The organism is Bradyrhizobium ottawaense, from assembly GCF_002278135.3.
Lineage (GTDB): Bacteria > Pseudomonadota > Alphaproteobacteria > Rhizobiales > Xanthobacteraceae > Bradyrhizobium > Bradyrhizobium ottawaense.
Map to the genome: position 1 here is coordinate 2,101,842 of NZ_CP029425.2, position 20,402 is coordinate 2,122,243.

Here is a 20,402-nt window from a genome sequence, read left to right on the forward strand (position 1 = left end):
CAATGCTCGTGTCTCGACCGAGAATCGCACGCGGCCCGATGCTGAAGCTGGATCACAAAGCCAAACTCCTCCTGCTGGTCGCGGCCTCAGTGTTCGCGGGCGCGTCGCCCGTGCTGGCCCTGGACGAGGCCAAGCCGACGAAGCCGCTCAACCTGCTCTCCTTCGCGCGCGCCCGCGCCCCCGGCCCGCAGAAGCCGCAGCCGGTCACGGCGGGGCCAGGCGACAATGCGTCGATCCGGGCGACGGCCTGGGCGGCCGAAGACCAGGGACCTGCGACCACTGGCGCGGTGCCCGCTTCCGAGACGCCAGCGACCGCACCTGCAGTTGCACCGGCACGTCCAGCCAAGCCCGGCAGCGTCACGGCACCGCCGAAACCTGCGCCGCCACAGGCCGCGGTATCCGCGGACAACGAAGTCGCCCTGTTCTGCAGCAACGTCGCCGATCCCGCCGTCGATGCAAGGCTGGCCTGGCAGATCAAGGAGCTGGAGAAGGCCGAGAGCCTGCTGCGCGAGCGGATCGCCGAGGTCGAGGCCAAGCGGGTCGAATACGAGAAGTGGATGGCGCTACGCGACGACTTCCTGAAGAAGGCCGAAGCCAGCGTCGTCGAGATCTATTCGCGCATGAAGCCCGAAGCTGCGGCGACCCAGATTGCCGGCATGGCGGACGAGACCGCCGCCGCCGTGCTCGCCAAGCTCAGCCCGAGGAACTCGAGCGCGATCTTCAACGAGATGGATACGGCACGCGCGGCGCACCTCGCCGACCTGCTTGGCGGAATGCGTCGCGTGGATGACGGAAAGACCAAATAGATGAAGAAGCCGATCCTCATCCTCTCGCTCATGCTGGCGTCCGTGCCCTTGGCCGGATGCTTCCATGATCCGTCCGAGGTCCTGACCGGCCCGCAAATGTCGCCGGTCGGCAGCGGCCTCCGGACCCAGGCCGATCCGATTCCGGTGACGCCGCGCATGCGCACGCCGGTCAGCTATCGCTCGACCTGGGACGACGGCACCGATCTCTACCGCGATCCCCGCGCCCGGCGCACCGGCGACGTCGTGACGGTGATCATCTCGATGCAGGACAAGGCCAAGCTCGACAACAAGACCGGCCGCTCGCGCGACTCGCAGGTCAAGTTCGGGCTCGACTGGCTGATGGACGTCGCAGGGTGGAGCGACAAGGGATCGACCAACGCCAATCTCAGCACCAACACCCAGATCAAGGGCAACGGCCAGATCGATCGCACCGAAGATATCAAGCTCTCGATCGCGGCCATCGTCACCGACGTGTTGCCGAACGGCAATATGATGATCAGCGGCTCGCAGGAGTTTCGCGTCAATACGGAGATGCGCGTGCTCAACGTCGGCGGCATCGTGCGGCCGCGCGACATCTCGCGCACCAACACGATCTCCTACGAGAAGATCGCCGAGGCTCGCGTGTCCTATGGCGGTCGCGGGAATCTGTCCGACGTGCAGCAGCCTGGATGGGGACATCGGATCTATGACGCCGTGGCACCATTCTGAAGTCCGCGCCGGTCTGGCCGCGTCGCGAGGGCAGGGGACGTGATGCGCCTGATTGCGGCCATCGTGGCGCTGACCCTTGTCGCGATCGGTGCGGGCGCGCTGGCCGGGCTGCATCTGTTCGCGGCCGCCGAGCGCGTCGCCGACGCGAAGAAGACCGCCACGCCGCCGCCGCTTGCCTCGAGCTACGCCGGCAGCGCGCGGCTCAGGAAGTTGTCCCCGATCGTGACCAATCTCGCCGCGCCGGCCAACAACTGGGCCCGCATCGAAGCCTCCATGGTGACCGAGAGCATGAGCGACGAGGATGCCGGCATCCTGGCCGCCCACATCAGCGAGGACATCGTCACCTATCTGCGGTCGGCGACGGTGACGCAATTCGAGGGATCGCGCGGGCTTCAGCATCTGCGCGACGACCTGACCGAGCGCGCCAGTATCCGTTCGTCGGGCAAGGTGCGCGAATTGATCATTGAGACCCTGGTGATTCAGTGAGAGTGAAAATCCTGCTGCTCGCGTTGGTTCTGGTCGTGCTGCCCGAAGTGGCGCTCGCCCAGATACCGGACCTCAACTCGCTGCTGCCACCCGGAAACGGCTCGACCAGCGGCCGGATCATCCAGCTGATGGCGCTGATCACGGTGCTGTCGGTGGCGCCGGGACTGCTCATCATGGTGACGAGCTTCACGCGATTTGCGGTGGCGCTGTCGTTCCTGCGCGCCGGGCTCGGCCTGCAGACCACGCCGGCCAACCTGGTGCTGATCAGCCTCGCGCTGTTCATGACCTTCTACGTGATGGCGCCGACCTTCGATCGCGCCTGGGAGACCGGCGTCCAGCCGCTGATGAAGAACGAGATCTCGGAAGAGCAGGCCTATCTGAAGATCACCGATCCGTTCCGCGAGTTCATGCTGGCCCATGTCCGCGACAAGGATCTGCAGACCTTCGAGTCGCTCGCCGCCGAGAGCTTTCGCAAGAAGTTCGACGACAAGCGCGTCGATTTGCGCGTCATCATTCCGGCCTTCATGATCTCCGAGCTGAGGCGTTCGTTCGAGATCGGATTTCTCATCATCCTGCCGTTCCTCGTCATCGACATGATCGTGGCGACGCTGACGATGTCGATGGGCATGATGATGATGCCGCCGACGATCCTGGCGCTGCCGTTCAAGATGCTGTTCTTCGTGCTGATCGACGGCTGGAATCTGCTCGCCTCCGGACTGGTGCGCTCGTTCTCGTAACCGCGGCGATCGCCTGGCGCCCCGTCATGGTTAGCGAAAAGTACCGCGCTATGGTTAGCGCTGGGTAATATTAACCATCTGATATTGCTGAAGAATTCAAGCCGATCTTAATCCGCCGGCAAGATTCGACGTGTTAGCAAGGCGTCACGGCGGGTTGGACCTCACCCACATCAGTCCAAAGGCATGATGCCGCCCCTCCGTACCGGTGCAAGTCCGGTATGTCCCCTGATGAAAATGTAACGCGTACATAAAGGGACATTCTCAATGTCAAGCCTGCTCACGAACTCGTCCGCCATGACCGCGCTCCAGACCTTGCGGTCTGTCAGCTCGCAACTCTCCACCACGCAGAGCCGGATCTCCACCGGCCAGCGCGTGGCTACCGCCGCGGACAACGCCGCCTACTGGTCGATCGCGACCTCGATGCGCGCCGACAACGCCGCGCTCTCCGCCGTCTCCGACTCGCTCGGTCTGTCGGCCGCGACCGTCGACACCGAGTACACCGCTCTGAACAAGGTCCTCGGCGACAGCAACTCCGGCCTGACCAAGCTGCAGTCGCTGCTGGTCGAAGCCAAGACCGCCGGTATCGATCGCAGCAAGATCCAGTCGGAAATCACCCAGATTCAGCAGGACATGAAGAACGTCGCCAGCGCGGCGACTTTCAACGGCGTCAACTGGCTGAGCACCAACGCCTCCACGCCGACGACCGTCAATCTCGTGTCGTCGTTCTCGCGTGTCGGCTCCACGCCGACCACCAGCTCGATCACGGTGACCGTCGCCAACTACTCGCTCTACACCTCGAGCACGGGCGGCATCCTCGACACGGTGAGCGGCAGCGCGTCGGTCGACAGCCTCAACATCGGTGCGCTGACCGACTCGGCTGCTGACCAGACCATTCTCGATGGTTACATCGCGAAGGTCACCGCAGCGATCGGCACGGTGTCTTCGGGCGCCGCCAACCTCGGCGCCATCAAGAACCGTATCTCGAACAACTCGGAGTTCGTGAAGTCGCTGATGGACTCGGTGGATCGCGGTATCGGCCAGCTAGTCGACGCCGACATGAACCAGGAGTCCACCCGCCTGGCGGCCCTCCAGGTCCAGCAGCAGCTCGGCGTTCAGGCGCTCTCGATCGCCAACAACAACAGTCAGAGCATCCTGTCGCTGTTCCGCTAAGCCTTCGACGATCTCGGGAGGGCCGCGCTTCTTGCGAAGCGCGGCCCTTTCGTTTGCCTGACGCGCGCACCGCGATTTCGGCTGCCCTGTTGCAGCGGGGGCACAGCGCCACAAGCCCCGCACAAGCTTCGCTGGCTAGTCTGGCCGCTACGACGGATTGGGTTTACGCGCATTTCCGCAGCCCAAAGGCATGATGCCGCCCTGTCGTACCGGTGCAAGCCCGGTATGTCCCCATCCATTCTGTTTTCAAAGGGACATCGAAGATGGCTTCCAGCCTGCTTACCAACTCCGCCGCAATGACTGCGCTCCAGACCCTCCGGAATGTCAGCGCCAGCCTCCAGACCACCGAAAACCGGATCTCCACCGGCCAGCGCGTCTCGACCGCTTCGGACAACTCGGCCTATTGGTCGATCGCGACCTCGATGCGCGCCGACAACGCCGCGCTCTCGGCCGTCTCCGACTCGCTCGGTCTGTCGGCTGCGACGGTCGACACCGAATACACCGCTCTGAACAAGGTCATCGGCGACCAGAACTCCGGCCTGACCAAGCTCCAGGCGCTGCTGGTCGAAGCCAAGACCGCCGGTATCGACCGCACCAAGATCCAGGCTGAAATCACCCAGATCCAGCAGGACATGAAGAACGTGGCCAACGCGGCGACGTTCAACGGCGTCAACTGGCTGAGCACCAACGCGTCTACGCCGACCACCGTCAACCTGGTGTCGTCGTTCTCGCGCGTCGGCGGCACGCCGACGATCAACACCATCACGGTGACGGTCGCCAACTACTCGCTCTACACCGCGACCACTGGCGGCATCCTGGACACGGTGACCGGCAGCGCGTCGGTCAACACCATCGGCATCGGTGCGCTGACCGACTCGACGGCCGACCAGACCATCCTCGACGGCTACATCGCGCAGGTCACCACCGCGATCAACACGGTCAGCCAGTCCGCCGCCAACCTCGGTGCCATCAAGAACCGCATCTCGAACAACACTGAGTTCGTGAAGTCGCTGATGGACTCGGTGGATCGTGGTATCGGCCAGCTCGTCGACGCCGACATGAACGCGGAATCGACCCGGCTCCAGGCGCTGCAGACCCAGCAGCAGCTCGGCGTTCAGGCGCTCTCGATCGCCAACCAGAACAGCCAGAGCATCCTGTCGCTGTTCCGCGGCTAAGCGGCGCTTTCGAAAACGACCGTGCTCCCTCAGGGAGCACGGTCCCCGCCGTGACCGGCGGACGTGGCGGCACAAGACGTCCGCAATCGATCTCCCGACGTTGAATTTCATGCGACACGCCGCGGCCGATCGTGCGGCCGTGCGTCCCGGCGTGCATTGCCGCCGACCGGATTGCGTCGCCAGGGCTTCTTGTAAAATAGGCCTTCTTGTAAAATAGGCCTTCTTGTAAAATTGCAACGCCTCGCCTGCGAACTGACACATTCGTGTCCTCGCGCAACCTTCAGACAAGGTTGGCAGCGGAGTGTCCCGTACGTCCGCATTGGTACGAGGTCATATGCTCAGTCGTGCGCAGGTACAGCAACTGCTCAACAATCTGCTGGAGCTTGGGCCGCGACGCCTGATGGCCCTGGGCCTGATCGGTTTTGCCGTTCTCGTGACCGTCGTCGGCGGCGCGTACTATCTGAGCCGGCCTGAATTCGAGACGCTCTATACCGGCCTCACCCGCGAAGACGTGACGCGCATGGGCGCCGCGCTGCGCGAGCAGAACATCACCTTCGACGTCAATACGGCCGGCGACGCGCTCTCGGTGCGCCCGAGCCAGACCATGCAGGCGCGGATGCTGCTGGCCGAGAAGGGGCTGCCGACCAGCGCCAATTCCGGCTACGAGCTGTTCGACAAGATCGGCTCGCTCGGCCTGACCTCGTTCATGCAGGAGGTCACCAAGCTCCGGGCGCTGGAAGGCGAGATCGCGCGCACGGTGCAGTTGATGAAGGGCGTCAAGGCGGCGCGGGTGCATATCGTGCTGCCGGTGCGCGGCTCGTTTCGCGCGACGCAGCAGCCGCCATCCGCATCGGTCGTGCTGCGCACCGACGGCGCGATCGAGGCCCGCACGGCGCAGTCGATCCGCCATCTCGTCGCCGCCGCCATTCCAGGCATGAACCGCGACAAGGTGACGGTGCTGGACGCCGACGGTTCGATGCTGCTCGCCGAAGAGGACGAGGCGAGCGCCGCCCCGACCAAGATGGCGAGCCTGCAGAAGACGGTCGGCGGCATGGTGCAGGAGAACATCCGCAAGGCGCTGACGCCCTATCTGGGCCTCGACAATTTCGAGGTCAGCGTCGCGCCGCAGCTCTCCACAGACAAGCGGCAGATCAACGAGACCGTCTACGATCCGGAGAGCCGGGCCGAGCGTTCGGTGCGGAACGTGCGCGAGAAGGAATCTTCGCAGAACGCCGACCGTTCGACGCCGACCACGGTGCAGCAGAACCTTCCCGATCAGCAGGTCAACGCCGGCGGCGGCAAGAACTCCAGCGAAGACAAGACCCGCCGCGAGGACGTCACCAACTTCGAGGTCTCGTCCAAGACCACGACGACGGTGAGCGACGGCTATGCGGTGAAGAAGCTCTTCATCGCCGTCCTGGTCAATCGGGCGCGGCTGGTCGCCGATCTCGGCGACAAGAGCAACCAGGCCATCGTCGACAGCAAGCTCGCCGAGATCAGCCAGCTCGCCGCGACGGCCGGCGGATTGGACAAGCAGCGCGGCGACCAGATCCAGGTGACGGCCGTCGACTTCATCGAGGGCTCGCGCGAGCTGGCGCCGGTGCCGCCGATCAGCTTCGTCGAGATGATCAACAAGCAGCTCGGCAGCGTCATCAACGCGGTGACGATCCTGGCCGTTGCGTCGATGCTGGTCTGGTTCGGCCTGCGGCCGGCGGTCAACGGCATTCTGACCCATCGCGCGGAGCAGGAGCAGGTGGAGGCGGCCGAGGCCGCTGAGATCGAGGCTGCTGCGGCCCTTGCACTGGCCGAGAGTCAGGACCCCGAGCTCAATCTCGTCGAAGATCTCGAAGGCAAGATGCAGCGAACGCCGCAGAAGCGACTGGAGCAGATCGTCCGGCTCGACCAGGCGCAGGCCGCAGCGATCCTTAAAGACTGGATGCGACGCGAGGAGGCGGCATGAACGCGGCAATCGGAAAATTCCTGACGCAGTTCGACGCGAACGGCCGGGTCAAATCACCGCCGCCTCCGCCGCCCAGGATCCAGGACGTGCTGACGAGGCCGAAGGAGATCATGCGCGAGCCTTCGCCGCAGCCCCAGGCCCATTCGCAGCCACTGCCGCAGTCGCCGTCTCCGGCACCGAGGGCGGAAGCCCCGCCGGCCAATGTCCTGGACGACGCCTACCGCCGCGGCCATGCGGCCGGCGTCGCGGAAGGCGACGCCAGGCTTGCCGAGGAGCGCGTCCGCAGCGCGATCCGGCTCGGCGAAGAGCGCGCCAAATGGTCCGACCAGCAGGCGGTCGCGATCGTCAGCGGCTTCGAGACGGCTTGCCGCGAGATCGAGACCAACATCGCAAGCTCCGTGGCGCGGATATTACTGCCGTTCCTCACCGAGGCGGTCCGCGACAAGGCGATCGGATCGCTGGTCGAGCAGATCGCAGCGCTGACCGGCAACTCGTCGGTGCCGGCGTTCAAGGTCACCGGTCCGAGCGAGCTGCTCGACCTCGTGAAGACGCAGCTCGAGGCGTCCAGGCGCACCGGCATCGAGTACGAGGCGGCCGACACCTTGGAGGTTCGCGTCGTGGCCGACCAGACCGTGATCGAGACGCAGATCACGGCCTGGAGCGAACGCCTGAAGGAAGCACGCCGGTAGCCCGTCATGGAAGAGGTCAAGCATGAACTCGTGATCGTCCGCCGGCGCAGCGCCTTCGCCGAGGAGGCGCATCACGGCGGCGTATGGAAGATCGCCTATGCGGACTTCATGACCGCGATGATGGCGTTCTTCCTGGTCATGTGGCTGCTCAACGCGCTCAACCAGGATCAGAAGCAGGTCGTCGCGAGCTATTTCAATCCGATCCAGCTCGCGGAAAATGCCCCCGCGCCGAAGGGCCTGAAGAATCTTTCCAAGAAGGAGCCGACCTCGTTCGAAGGTCAGGACGGCAAGCGTCAGCCGGCCGGCTCGAACGAGGAACGTCGCGGCGACTCGCCGACGGCGGAGAAGCCGGCCTCCTATGAAGAGAAAGTCCTGTTCCGTGATCCCTATGCGACGCTTTCCGAAATCGCGAACAGCGCGAACCAGTCCACGGGACAGCGACGCGCCGGCGCGCTGACGTCCGCCGAAGAGGATGGTCTCAAGGGCGGCGACGCCTACCGCGATCCCTTCGACCCCGGCTATTGGAAGCTGGCGCCGCAAGCATCCAAGGACGCCGATCGCATGATCGAGAGCGAGCCCAAGCCGAATGCTTCCGCGCGCGACGGTGCCTCAGGCACAAATCAGGGCGAGCCGCAGCCGCGTCGTGCCAAGGCGGACGATGCCGGCGGAAGCCTGGCGCCGAACGCGGATGCGTCGTCCGCAAACCTGTCGCCGTTGTTGCCGCCGGGGCCCGCGCCGGCGCAGGCCCCGCGCGAGGGCAGCGCCCAGGCCACCGTTCAGGCGAGCGCTCAAGCCAACGCCGCCGCGCAGGCGCGTCCCAACGATACGACGAAGGAGTCCGAGCCGCGCGATGCGGCGCAAACCCAGCAGCCGACCGTCAAGCAGCTTCAGGCCGCGATTGCCGACGCGCTCTCGGACATCAAGGCTGGCGCCGGGCCGGCGGCCGAGGTGCGTCAGGTCGAGGAGGGCCTCCTGATCAGCCTGACCGACGATGCGAGCTTCGGCATGTTCGCGGTCGGCTCGGCCGAGCCGCGGCCCGAGCTGATCCGCGTGATCGACAAGATCGGGCCGTTGCTGACGAAGCGCCAGGGCATGATCATCGTCCGCGGTCATACCGACAATCGACCGTATCGTTCTGAGACTTACGACAATTGGCGGCTGTCGACCGCCCGCGCGCAGATGGCCTATTACATGCTGGTTCGCTCCGGCGTCGACGCGCTGCGGATCGAGCATGTCGAAGGCTATGCCGACCGCCGGCCGAAGCTTCCGAACGATCCGGCGGCCGCGCAGAACCGCCGGATCGAGATCCTGATTCGTGAGAAGCGCCCTTGATCAGGCCGCTCCTCTGCGCCGCCGTGCTGCTCCTGCCGTTCACGGCAGCGAACGCGCTCGCACAATCCGCGCGCCAGCCGGGCGAGCCCTATGAGCTCGTCCGCGCGTTGCAGGCCGTGCAGGACAGCATCGCCAACGGTGACACCGCCGCGCATGGCAGTCACGTCGCGCTGATCCGGCAGATCGGAGAGAAGTTCCTCGCCGCCGATCCGGGCGTGTGGAGCAATGCGCAGAACAGCCAGGCTGCGGTCATCTACCTGCTCAGCGGCGGCGCGCCGCAGATCGTCCGCAAGCTGCCGCGCGACAAGATGAACGTCGACGAGCGGCTGTTCAACGGCGCGCTCGCCTATGTCGAGGGCCGTCAGGAGGAAGCGCGGGAGTTGCTCAAGGACGTCAAGCCGCGGACGCTGTCCTCCGGCCTCGGCGGACAGGTCGCGCTTGTCCAGGGCGCGTTGTTTGCGCGCTCCGAGGCATCGCTCGCGATCGAGCGTCTGGACGACGCGCGCCTGCTCCTGCCCGGTACGCTGGTGGAGGAGGCGGCGTTGCGGCGCGAGATCCTGCTGGTGGGGCAGGCGGAGGATTTCGACAAGTTCGAGTTCCTGGCGCTGGCCTATATCCGCCACTACCGCAACTCGATCTATGCCGGCGATTTCTGGCAGCGCTTCTCCTCGGGCCTGACGCAATCGAGTCTGGCGCTCGACGATCGCCGCTTCGCGCGGATCGCAGCGCTGCTCGAGCAGATCGATCGCGCGAGCCGCCTCAAGCTCTATCTCGTGATCGCGCGCGCGGCGATGGTGCGCGGGCAGATGGCTGTGACGCGGCTTGCCGGCGAGCGGGCGCTGACGCTCAGCGCCGACGCCTCGGCGGATCGCGAGCGGGCGCATTTCTTCCGCGGCGCCGCGCGGGCGCTCACCGACGAGTATGATGGCGGTCTGGCCGAGCTGAAGGCACTCGACCGGTCGAAGCTGCCCGAGCGCGACGTGCCCCTTCTGAATGCCACGGTGCAGCTCGCGCTCGATGTTCGCAAGCCGTTTCCGGGCGGATCCGCCGCTGCTGCCGACAAGCCTCCGGCAACGCCGGCACGTCTCGATCTGGCGTCATCGACCGTGACTCTCGCGCGCGCGCAGAAGCAGCTCGGCGAGCTCGAACTCCTTACCAGGGACCGCCGCCCATGACCAAGCTCAGTGGAACCTCCGGACAGCTCTTCTCGGGTCTCGCCGAGAGCCTCAACATCCGCGGCACGTCGCGTTCGGCAAAGAACGCCGGAGCCAAATCGCAGGCGGGCTCGTCGTTCAACGATCTGCTCCACACCGTCTCGAACCTCGCCAAGCAGGCACTCAACGATGAGGGCAGCGATACGACCGCGAAGGCCGGAGCGCTGCGCACGCGTCTGGCCCACCCCGCGGGCAAGGACAAGTCGAAGGACGAGACGGACGAGCGCACCGAGGCGACCGACCTGCTCAAGGCCGGCGACCAGACGACCGACAAATCCTCGGAGACGCAAAGCCCGGTCGGCCATGATCCGAAGCCAGACGGTTCGAATCGCTCGAACGCTCCCGCGATCGTGGGACAGGATCTCGTTGCCGCATCGGCCGCGAAGCCGCAAATGCCGTCGCAGTCGGGCGACAGGAAAGACGTGCCCGCGCGCGACGAGCGCTCATCCGGGACGAAGCGCGAAGTTGCGGCCACAGGCATCGCGAAGGCAACGACGGCGGATTCCGCGCCGTCTGCTGTCGTTCCGACCGGCGCGCGTGCACAAGGCGATGCATCGCAAGCCGCGGCCGCACAGCCAGGCAGCGAGGCTTCCGCCAAAGCCATGCCCGCGACATCAGGCTTCGAGGCGGTCACCGCAAATGTCGAACGCGCCGCCAAGGTCTCGACGCGCGACGCGTTGCCCGAGACGACCAAGGTCACCGTGGTCCAGCAGGAGACCCATCTGCCCCCGGCGCAGTTCAACGCTCCGCAACAAGTCGCCAATGCGGTCGTCGCCGAACTGAAGGACTCCGCAGGCCCGGCGGGGTCCGCAGCGCCCGATCCCGCAGCATCCCAGACCAATGCGCCGGATCAGCCGCTCAAGATCCTGACCATCAATCTCGAGCCGCCCGCGCTCGGCAACGTCACCGTGCGCCTTCGTCTCGTCGGCACCGAAGTGTCCGTCCACCTTGCCGCCGCGCGCAAGGACACGAGCCAGATGCTGGATCAGCAGCGCGACCAGATCCGCGATCTCATGCAGACGGCGGGTTATGTCGCCGACGTCGCGCCCGTGCAGCACGGCTCGCTGGATGGATTCCAAAGCGGCTCCGGCCAGTCGCAGCCGCAGCTCTCGGGCCAGCAACAGCCCTCGTCGCAGTCGCAAGGTGCGTTCGGTGGCGCAGGCTCGTCGTCGGGGCAATCCGATGGCGGCGCGAAGCAGGCCCGCCAGGAGCGCCAGCCCAGCCAGGAGACGCGTCATGACCAGGACGTGGCGCCGCATCTTCGTCGCGGCCCTGTTTATCTGTAATGCCGGCGCCGCGGACGCGGCCACCGACGCCGCGCGCCCCTGCGAGCGCGAGATGGCGCGCGCGGCCCAGCAGCATGGGATTCCGCTTGGCATTCTCTACGCAGTCGGTCTCACCGAGACCGGCCGCCGCGGCGCGCTGCATCCTTACGCCCTCGGCGCCGACGGCCAGACCGTGTTCGCCAGGGACATGGATGATGCGATCGCAAATTTCCAGGCCATGCGAGGCAAGGGCATCAAGCTGATCGATCTCGGCTGCATGCAGATCAACCATTACTATCACGGCGACAAGTTCGTCTCGGTGCGCGCGATGTTCGATCCCGCGAAAAACGTCGAATATGCCGCGCGCTTCCTGAAAGAGCTGAAGCAGCGCGAGGGCAGCTGGACCATGGCGGTGGCTCGCTACAATGCCGGCCCCAACAACCAGCCGGCGCAGAAGCGCTATGTCTGTCACATCGTGGCTCACCTCGTGTCGAGCGGTTTCGGCGCCTGGACCGACAAGGCACGCTCGTTCTGTCAGCCGAAAACGACATGACGACATGAAGTTGTGCATGGTTCCGAACCATCAGCCCCGCGCAAGCAAGATCCCCCATTGTAACTGCAACCTACCAAAGGAGCCCACTTCATGAGCCTGTATGGTGTTATGCGCACCGGCGTTTCCGGTATGAGCGCGCAGTCCAACAAGCTGTCGACGGTTTCGGACAACATCGCGAACGTCAACACCACCGGTTACAAGCGGGCTTCGACAGAATTCTCCTCGCTGATCCTGAAAAGCGGCTCTGGCAATTACGACTCCGGCGCTGTCGAGACGACCGTCCGTTACGCCATCAGCGATGCCGGACATACGCAGTTCACGACGTCGTCCACCGACCTTGCCGTGCAAGGCAACGGCTTCTTCGTGGTCTCGAACGCCACCAACACGCAGCAATATCTGACGCGCGCCGGCTCGTTCGTGCCGGACGCTCAGGGCAACCTCGTCAACGCGGCCGGCTACTACCTTCTGGGCCAGCCCGGCAAAGTCACCAATTTTTCGCAGAACAGCCTGGCCGGAATGCAGATCGTGAACATCGCCCAGGTCTCGCAGGTGCCGGTGCCGTCGACTGCGGGCACCCTGACGACCGGCAATCTCGATCCGAAGGCGGCTGTCATTGCCGGTCCGCCCGGTCCGGCGTCATATTCGTCGAAGAGCTCGATCGTCGCCTACAACAATATCGGTCAGGCTGTTACGCTCGACGTCTATATGTCCCACACCGCGACGGCGGCCGGCTCGGATACCTGGCAGGTTCAGGTCTACAACTCCGCGACGGGCACCTCGCTCGCCGCCGCCACCACTTTCACCTTCGACACCACCGCGACCGGAAAGGGCGCGCTGGCCGCGGCGAGCCCGACGGGCCTTACGTTCACGGTCCCGGGCGGCGCGGCGATGACCATGGACCTGTCGAACATGACGCAGGTTGGGGCCGACTTCAGCTTCAAGGCCACCGTCAACGGCAGCGTCCCCGCGGCGATCGACAAGGTCGATGTCGACGAGGCGGGCCATGTGACGGCGATCCTCAAGAACGGGCAGCAGCTGACGCTCTACACGATCATGCTCGCCGACGTCGCGAGCCCCGACAATCTGACGCCCGAGCCGGGTAACGTCTATTCGACCAACATGAATTCCGGCAATGCGCAGGCCGGGAATGCCGGCACCGGCGGGCTCGGCACGGTCCAGTCCGGTGCGCTGGAGGACTCCAACGTCGATCTCGCGGACGAGCTCACCGGGATGATCGAGGCGCAGCGCGGCTTCACCGCCAACTCGAAATCGTTCCAGACGGGCGCCGACCTGCTCGACGTCGTCGTCAACCTGAAGCGCTGAAGTCTCCAGCGCTCACCCCCGGCAAGAGCAGATCATGTCCCTTACCGCCGCCCTCGACTCCGCTCGTGCCTCGCTCATGGCGTCGGGCATCCAGTCGTCGACGATCTCGCGCAACATCGCCGGTGCCAGCGCCACCGGCTATTCGCGCAAGATCGCCGTGCTGGACAACCTCCCCGGCACCGGCGTCTACGTCGCGGCGATCCAGCGCGCCGCCAGTTCGGGTCTCTATTCGAACGTGCTGACCGCGACCTCGTCGTCGGCCAAGCAGAGCGTGATCTATGACGGCCTGCAGAAGATCGCGGCCGCGACGGTGGACGATCCCGAGCTCGAGCAGTCGCCGACCGCCCAGCTCAACAAGCTGAAGCAGGCGTTGCAGCAATACGCCAACTCCACCGACAATGCGACCCTGGCGCAGGCGGCCGTGACGTCCGCCAAGGACATGGTGACCGGGCTCAACCAGGCCACCAAGACGGTGCAGTCGGTCCGCGAGGGGGCCGACGCCGACATGGCGAATTCGGTCGCCAACATCAACCAGCTGCTGTCCCAGTTCCAGACGGTCAACACCGCCATCGTGAAGGGCACGATCTCCGGCGACGACGTCACCGACTATCTCGACCAGCGCGACAGCATCGTCTCCAGGCTGTCGCAGGAGGTCGGCGTCTCGATGTCGATCCGGACCAATGGAGATGCCGCGCTCTATACCGACAGCGGCGTCGTGCTGTTCGACAAGACGGCGCGGGCCGTGAGCTTTGCGCCGACCAATGCCTATACCGCCGGCACCACGGGCAATGCCGTCTTCATCGACGGCGTTCCCGTGACCGGCGCCAATTCCGTCATGCCGCTCAAGTCCGGCAAGCTCGCCGGCTTGGCCCAGCTGCGCGACAAGGACACGGTCACGTATCAGAGCCAGCTCGACGAGATCGCGCGCGGCCTGATCGACGCCTTCAAGGAAAGCGACCAGTCGGCTGTCCCGACGCTGGCGGACCGGCCCGGCCTGTTCACTTATCCCGGCGCGCCCGCGATGCCCGCGAGCGCGACGATCTCGGTGGGCCTCGCCGGGAGGATCTCGGTCGCCGCCTCGGTCGATCCGGCCGTAGGCGGAAATCCGAACCTGCTGCGCGACGGCGCCATCAGCGGCGTTGCCGCCTATAATTACAACACGACCGGCAATGCCGGCTTCTCGGCGCGGCTGCAGCAGCTCATCAACAAGATGGAAGCGCCGCAGCCATTCGATGCCACGGCTCAGGGCAAGCCGAGCGGCAGCGTGATCGAGTTTGCGTCTTCCTCGGCGAGCTGGATCGAAAGCCAGCGCAAGACCGCCGACGACAGCGTCCAGTATCAGAATACGCTGCTCGACCGCAGCACCGCGGCGCTGTCCAACGTCAGCGGCGTCAACATGGACGACGAGATGGCGTTGATGCTCCAGGTCGAGCGCACCTATTCGGCGTCGTCGAAGATCATTTCCACCGTCGATGAGATGCTGCAGAGCCTGCTGGCTGCCGTAGGGAATTAAGTCATGATGAGCGCGAACTACATCTCGACCCTGATGCTGTCTTCATCGTTGAGGTCGTCGATCACGAACAACCAGAGCGCGCTGACCAAGGCCTCGAAGGAGGCGACCACCGGCCGTTTCGCCGATGTCGGCCTCGAGCTCGGCACGGGAACGGGCCGCGACGTGGCGCTGCGCGCCGATTTCAACTTCGCCGACCAGCTCGTCGACACCAACGAGCTGGTTTCGGGGCGCCTCGATGTGACCCAGAACCGGATCACGCAGCTCGGCAAGACCGCGTCGGAATTCCTCAAGAACCTGATCGCGGCCCGCGACGCCGACAGCGGCGCGAAGATCATCCTGCCGAGCGCGTCCGCGAACCTTCAGGACGTCATCGGCGCGCTCAACGTTTCCTACAACGGGTCGTATCTGTTCGGCGGAATCGATACGCAGACCGTGCCGGTCACGAACTACACGGCCGGCTCTGCCAGCAAGAACCAGGTCGATGCGGACTTCCTGGCGACGTTCGGCTTCTCGCAGGCTGCGGCCGGTGTGAGCACCATCACTCCGGCGCAAATGCAGAATTTCCTCGACAACACCCTCGACCCCGAGTTCGCGAGCCCGGCCTGGAACGCCAACTGGTCGTCGGCCACGGATCAGACGCTGTCGAGCCGCATCTCCACGACCGAAGTTGTCGACAGCTCGGTCAGCGCCAACCAGCCCGGCTTCCGCAAGCTGGCCGAGGCCTACACCATGCTCACTGATCTCGGGAACACGAGCCTCAGCAAGGACACGTTTCAGGTCGTCGTCGACAAGGCCATCAGCCTGGTCAGCGGCGCGATCAACGATCTCGCCGTGCTCGGCGGGACCGTCGGCTCGATCCAGCAACGGGTCACCGGCGCGACCGAGAAGCTGAAGATCCAGAAGGACATCCTCAACGACCAGATCGTCAAGCTGGAGGCGGTCGACCCGACCGAGGCCTCGGTCCGCGTCAACACCCTGCAGACCCAGATCAAGACGGCGCTCGCGCTGACCTCGCAGCTCCAGCAGATCAGCCTCATCAACTATCTCTAGAGCCGAGGCTCGCAACCTCGTCCTGTTACCCGGTCTCCTGCGCAGAGTGATGCTGATGACGTTTGAAGCCTATGAATCGGTCGTCGACGAGAGCGGTTACGAGGCGCGGGGCCGCGAGCGGCAGGCGCTCAGCCTCGGCATCGACCGGCTCGAGCGGATTCAGCGAGGCGTGTTCCGCCTCGAGGATCTGGTCGAGAGCCTGCTCTATGTGCGGCGGCTGTGGACGATCTTCATCGAGGATCTCTCGCACCCCGAGAACGGGCTTCCGGACAAGCTGCGCGCCGACATCATCTCGATCGGCCTGTGGGTCGTCAAGGAGGCCGATCGTCTTCGCGAGGAGAGGTCGAACGACGTGATGCAGCTCATCGAAATCAACCGCCTGATCCGAGACGCTCTTTGATGAAGATCTCCTTGCGGGCGGGCGAACGGATCTACATCAACGGCGCGGTGCTGCGCGTGGACCGCAAGGTCTCCGTCGAGCTCGTCAACGACGTGATGTTCCTGCTCGAAGGGCAGGTCATGCAGGCGTCCGACGCCACCACGGCGCTGCGGCAGCTCTACTTCATCGTCCAGCTCATGCTGATGAACCCGACCGACATCCGCGACGCCGCGGCACTCTACGCCCAGCATCACGCGGCCCTGTGCGCCGTGTGCGAGAGCCGGGAGATGCTGGACGGACTGGGCGCGGTCGACGAGCTGGTCGAGGCGACCCGCTACTTCGAGGCGCTCAAGCGGATCCGGGCCCTGTTCCCGGTCGAGCAGGCCATCCTGGCCGGCGCCATCACCGAGTCCCCATTCCAGGCTGCCTGACAGCGGAGAGGTACATGAACGTCAACAGTGCGACCGACAGCACGAGCAAGTCGTCCAGTTCGACCGGCTCCACCAATTCGACCTCGAGCAACAGCGTCGACTACAACACGTTTCTTCAGCTTCTCGTCGCCGAGATGAAGAACCAGGATCCGACCAATCCGATGGATACCTCGCAATATATGAGCCAGTTCGCGCAGCTCTCGACGGTCGAGCAGGCCATGCAGACCAACTCGAAGCTGGATGCGCTGCTGTCCTCGCAGTCGTTGTCGCAGGCCAACGGCCTGATCGGGAAAACCGTCAGCTTCGCAGACGCCACCGGCGCCAGCTTCAGCGGCAAGGTCGTCTCGGTCTCCATCAACGCCGACGGCTCCATCGCGACCCTCGAGAACGGCACCAAGGTCGCGGTCGGGCCGGGACTCACGATCAGCCAGTCATGAACGAACGCGACGCTCTCGACATCGTCCAGGCGGCGATCTGGACCATCATCGTCGCCTCCGGGCCCGCGGTCGGCGCCGCGATGCTGGTCGGCACCATCATCGCGCTGATCCAGGCCCTGACCCAGATCCAGGAGGTGACGCTGACCTTCGTTCCGAAGATCATCGTCATCCTCCTGGTCGTTGCCGTCTCCGGCTCCTTCATCGGCGCGCACCTCTCCACCTTCACCGAGATGGTCTATTCGCGGATCGAGCGCGGCTTCTGACCCGCGCGGCCTCGGCCACCATCCCCGCGTAAGCTTTGCGGGGCAGATTAGGGGCGGACCCTCTGCCGGTGACCCATGGCCGATACGTTAGCTGCTAGCCTGCCGACCCCACGACGATTGGGGGCCGACGCCTTTTTCGCCGGCGGCATCGTGGCCATGCTCACGATCCTGTTCCTGCCGATCCCGCCGATCCTGATCGATCTCGGCCTCGCGTTCTCGATCGCGCTGTCGGCGCTGATCCTGATGGTCGCGCTGTGGATCCAGCGACCGCTCGACTTCTCCGCCTTCCCGACTGTGCTGCTGATCGCGACCATCCTGCGGCTGGCGCTGAACGTAGCGACCACCCGCCTGATCCTGTCGCGCGGCGGGGAGGGCGAGCAGGCTGCCGGCCACGTCGTCGCCGGCTTCTCCAAGTTCGTCATGGGCGGCGACTTCGTCATCGGCCTGATCATCTTCGCCATCCTGGTCACCGTGAATTTCGTCGTGATCACCAAGGGTGCGACGCGTATCGCCGAAGTCGGCGCCCGTTTCACCCTCGACGCCATCCCCGGCAAGCAGATGGCGATCGACGCCGATCTGTCGGCGGGCCTGATCGACGACAAGGAAGCCCAGCGCCGGCGCCGCGAGCTCGAAGAAGAAAGCGCGTTCTTCGGTGCCATGGACGGTGCCTCGAAGTTCGTTCGGGGCGATGCCATCGCCGGCCTGCTCATCACCGCGATCAACATTTTCGGCGGCATCATCATCGGCGTCACCCATCACGGGCTGACGCTGTCGCGCGCCGCCGACGTCTACACGAAGCTCTCCGTCGGCGACGGTCTGGTGTCGCAGATGCCGGCACTCATCGTGTCGCTGTCGGCCGGCCTGCTGGTCTCCAAGGGCGGCACGAGAGGATCGGCCGAGCAGGCCGTGCTGCGCCAGCTCGGCGGCTATCCCCGCGCTGTGTCGGCCGCCGCGCTGATGATGTTCGTGCTCGCCTTGATGCCGGGGCTGCCGTTGGCGCCCTTCGTGCTTCTCGGCGGCGTCATGGCCTTCGTCGGCTACACCTTGCCGAGGCGGCAGGCGGCGCGGGAGCGGAAGGAAGATGTGCGCAAGGCCGACGAGCGCGCCCAGGCTGAGGCCAAGGAATCCGTCAAGGACCAGCTCAAGACCGCCGAGATCGAGCTTGCGCTCGGCGGCCATCTTTCGGTTCATCTGCTGGGCTCGCGCACCGAGCTGGCCCACCGCGTCGCCAAGATCCGCAAGAAGTTCGCCAAGCAGTACGGCTTCGTCATTCCCGAGATCAAGCTCAGCGACAATCTGTCGATCGACCCCAAGGGCTACCAGATCCGGATCCACGACACCCGCGTCGCCCATGGCGAGCTCCGGCTCGGCGAGGTGCTGGTGCTGGTCGACAAGGACGGCAAGCCCGACGTGCCCGGCGAAGAGGTGGTCGAACCCGCTTTCGGCATGAAGGCGCTGTGGGTGACGGAAGCCTTCACGGACGAAGTCAAGCGGCAGGGCTGCAAGCCGGTCGACAATCTGTCGGTGCTGCTCACGCATTTGAGCGAGGTGCTCCGGGCGAACCTCGCCCAGCTCCTGTCCTACAAGGACATGCGCGCGCTGCTCGACCGGCTCGATCCCGAGTACAAGCGCCTCGTCGAGGATCTCTGCCCGTCGCAGATCTCCTATTCCGGCCTGCTGGCGATCCTGAAGATCCTGCTGGCCGAGCGGGTCTCCATCCGCAATCTTCACCTCATCCTCGAGGCGATCGCCGAGATCGCGCCTCACGTGCGGCGCTCCGAGCAGGTCGCGGAGCACGTGCGGACCCGGCTTGCCCAGCAGATCTGCGGCGATCTCTCCGACAACGGCGTGCTCAACGTCGTCCGTCTCGGCAACCGCTGGGACCTCGCCTTCCACCAGAGCCTGAAGCGCGACGCCAAGGGCGACGTCGTCGAGTTCGACGCCGATCCGCGCCTGATCGAGCAGTTCGCGACCGAAGCCAGCGCCGCGATCCGCAAGTTCACCGAGAACGGCACCAGCGTGGTGCTGGCGGTGACGCCGGAAGCCCGGCCCTATGTCCGGATGATCCTGGAGCGGGTGTTCCCGACCTTGCCGATCCTGTCGCATGTCGAAGTCGCGCGCAGCGCCGAGATCCGGGCGCTCGGAGCCGTGTCGTGATCAGCGGCCTTGCCGACAGCGTGCTGGTGACGTTCATCGTGTTCTGCCGTATCGGCGCCTGCCTGATGCTGGTGCCCGGCTTTTCCAGCGTCAACGTTCCGGCACAGGTCCGCCTGTTCGTCGCGCTCGTCACGACGTTCGCGCTGACGCCGATCCTGATCGCGGTGCTGAAGCCGCTCACGGACAACGCCGCGCCGCTGACGCTGGCGCTCCTGATCTGCTCCGAGCTCGTGGTCGGCAGCGTCATCGGGCTCGGCGGGCGGGTGTTCTTTCTCGCGCTCCAGACCATGGCGACGGTGATGGCGAGCGCGATCGGGCTCAGCAACATCCCGGGAACGCCGGTCGCCGACAGCGATCCGGCGCCGGCGCTGGTGCCGCTGATCATGGTGTCCGTCACCACGCTGTTCTTCATGACCGACCAGCATTGGCAGGTCCTGCGTGGGCTGATGAACTCCTACGACGTCTGGCGTCCCGGGAGTCGGCTCGGCGGCGGCATGGCACTCGACCTGCTCGTCGGCCGCCTGTCGGAAGCGTTCGTGCTGACGCTGCGGATCGCCAGCCCGTTCATCGTCTATTCGGTGATCGTCAACCTGGCGGTCAGCCTGATCAACAAGCTGACGCCGGCAATTCCAGTCTATTTCATCTCCGTGCCCTTCGTGCTGTTCGGCGGCTTCCTGCTGCTCTACCTCACGAGCGACGAGCTGCTGACGCAATTCATGCTCGGCCTCTCGTCCTGGCTGGCGGAGTGAACCTG

21 protein-coding genes are annotated in these 20,402 nt (G+C 65.3%); all 21 read left to right on the top strand.

Translation table 11 applies throughout. The features are described 5' to 3' along the window. Positions 1-38 precede the first annotated feature (38 nt). The 21 genes from CIT37_RS10055 (at position 39) to fliR (ending at position 20,397) form a co-directional block, all read left to right on the top strand. Positions 39-806 (top strand): MotE family protein, encoded by a 768-nt coding sequence (locus tag CIT37_RS10055; RefSeq protein ID WP_038950158.1) that lies wholly within the window; start codon positions 39-41, stop codon positions 804-806. Next, positions 807-1,514, top strand: a complete 708-nt coding sequence (flgH, locus tag CIT37_RS10060) for a flagellar basal body L-ring protein FlgH (RefSeq protein ID WP_028145739.1) — start codon at positions 807-809, stop codon at positions 1,512-1,514. It begins immediately after the preceding gene. 42 nt (positions 1,515-1,556) lie between these two features. Then, the gene (locus CIT37_RS10065; RefSeq protein ID WP_028145738.1) at positions 1,557-2,000 is read left to right on the top strand and encodes a flagellar basal body-associated FliL family protein; all 444 of its coding nucleotides are present in this window, start codon (positions 1,557-1,559) and stop codon (positions 1,998-2,000) included. Next, positions 1,997-2,737 carry a flagellar type III secretion system pore protein FliP gene (fliP, locus tag CIT37_RS10070; RefSeq protein ID WP_018318447.1) on the top strand — a complete coding sequence of 247 codons (741 nt, stop codon included), beginning with the start codon at positions 1,997-1,999 and terminating at the stop codon, positions 2,735-2,737. The genes CIT37_RS10065 and fliP overlap by 4 nt, the downstream gene beginning before the upstream one ends. A gap of 264 nt (positions 2,738-3,001) precedes the next feature. Beyond that, entirely contained in the window at positions 3,002-3,907 is a 906-nt protein-coding gene (locus tag CIT37_RS10075; RefSeq protein ID WP_028145737.1) for a flagellin N-terminal helical domain-containing protein, read from the top strand. A 263-nt stretch (positions 3,908-4,170) separates the two neighbouring features. Further along, positions 4,171-5,082 (top strand): flagellin N-terminal helical domain-containing protein, encoded by a 912-nt coding sequence (locus CIT37_RS10080; protein ID WP_028145736.1) that lies wholly within the window; start codon positions 4,171-4,173, stop codon positions 5,080-5,082. 334 nt (positions 5,083-5,416) lie between these two features. Further along, complete coding sequence (fliF, locus tag CIT37_RS10085) at positions 5,417-7,042, top strand: flagellar basal-body MS-ring/collar protein FliF (protein ID WP_038950157.1); 1,626 nt, start codon at positions 5,417-5,419, stop codon at positions 7,040-7,042. Next, the gene (locus CIT37_RS10090; protein ID WP_038950155.1) at positions 7,039-7,731 is read left to right on the top strand and encodes a hypothetical protein; all 693 of its coding nucleotides are present in this window, start codon (positions 7,039-7,041) and stop codon (positions 7,729-7,731) included. Before fliF ends, CIT37_RS10090 begins: the two co-directional genes overlap by 4 nt. Positions 7,732-7,737: 6 nt before the next feature. Next, entirely contained in the window at positions 7,738-9,063 is a 1,326-nt protein-coding gene (locus CIT37_RS10095) for a MotB family protein (RefSeq protein WP_028145734.1), read from the top strand. Next, the gene (locus CIT37_RS10100; RefSeq protein WP_095425965.1) at positions 9,060-10,238 is read left to right on the top strand and encodes a chemotaxis protein; all 1,179 of its coding nucleotides are present in this window, start codon (positions 9,060-9,062) and stop codon (positions 10,236-10,238) included. The genes CIT37_RS10095 and CIT37_RS10100 overlap by 4 nt, the downstream gene beginning before the upstream one ends. Next, positions 10,235-11,563 carry a flagellar hook-length control protein FliK gene (fliK, locus tag CIT37_RS10105; protein ID WP_095425966.1) on the top strand — a complete coding sequence of 443 codons (1,329 nt, stop codon included), beginning with the start codon at positions 10,235-10,237 and terminating at the stop codon, positions 11,561-11,563. The genes CIT37_RS10100 and fliK overlap by 4 nt, the downstream gene beginning before the upstream one ends. Then, positions 11,514-12,095, top strand: a complete 582-nt coding sequence (locus tag CIT37_RS10110; protein ID WP_095425967.1) for a transglycosylase SLT domain-containing protein — start codon at positions 11,514-11,516, stop codon at positions 12,093-12,095. The genes fliK and CIT37_RS10110 overlap by 50 nt, the downstream gene beginning before the upstream one ends. Positions 12,096-12,185: 90 nt before the next feature. Then, complete coding sequence (locus tag CIT37_RS10115) at positions 12,186-13,418, top strand: flagellar hook protein FlgE (protein WP_018318456.1); 1,233 nt, start codon at positions 12,186-12,188, stop codon at positions 13,416-13,418. Between the two features lie 34 nt (positions 13,419-13,452). Next, complete coding sequence (gene flgK / locus CIT37_RS10120; protein WP_095425968.1) at positions 13,453-14,931, top strand: flagellar hook-associated protein FlgK; 1,479 nt, start codon at positions 13,453-13,455, stop codon at positions 14,929-14,931. A 3-nt stretch (positions 14,932-14,934) separates the two neighbouring features. Further along, positions 14,935-15,981 (top strand): flagellar hook-associated family protein, encoded by a 1,047-nt coding sequence (locus tag CIT37_RS10125; protein WP_038950149.1) that lies wholly within the window; start codon positions 14,935-14,937, stop codon positions 15,979-15,981. Positions 15,982-16,036: 55 nt separating this feature from the next. Continuing rightward, positions 16,037-16,381: a flagellar biosynthesis regulator FlaF gene (gene flaF, locus CIT37_RS10130; RefSeq protein ID WP_028145728.1), complete on the top strand. Its 345-nt coding sequence runs from the start codon at positions 16,037-16,039 to the stop codon at positions 16,379-16,381. Next, entirely contained in the window at positions 16,381-16,791 is a 411-nt protein-coding gene (flbT, locus tag CIT37_RS10135) for a flagellar biosynthesis repressor FlbT (RefSeq protein WP_018318460.1), read from the top strand. Before flaF ends, flbT begins: the two co-directional genes overlap by 1 nt. A 14-nt stretch (positions 16,792-16,805) precedes the next feature. After that, entirely contained in the window at positions 16,806-17,228 is a 423-nt protein-coding gene (flgD, locus tag CIT37_RS10140; RefSeq protein WP_095425969.1) for a flagellar hook assembly protein FlgD, read from the top strand. Then, complete coding sequence (gene fliQ, locus CIT37_RS10145) at positions 17,225-17,491, top strand: flagellar biosynthesis protein FliQ (RefSeq protein WP_018318462.1); 267 nt, start codon at positions 17,225-17,227, stop codon at positions 17,489-17,491. The genes flgD and fliQ overlap by 4 nt, the downstream gene beginning before the upstream one ends. 75 nt (positions 17,492-17,566) lie before the next feature. After that, positions 17,567-19,648 carry a flagellar biosynthesis protein FlhA gene (gene flhA / locus CIT37_RS10150; protein ID WP_028145727.1) on the top strand — a complete coding sequence of 694 codons (2,082 nt, stop codon included), beginning with the start codon at positions 17,567-17,569 and terminating at the stop codon, positions 19,646-19,648. Continuing rightward, complete coding sequence (fliR, locus tag CIT37_RS10155) at positions 19,645-20,397, top strand: flagellar biosynthesis protein FliR (protein WP_028145726.1); 753 nt, start codon at positions 19,645-19,647, stop codon at positions 20,395-20,397. The genes flhA and fliR overlap by 4 nt, the downstream gene beginning before the upstream one ends. Positions 20,398-20,402: the final 5 nt, after the last annotated feature.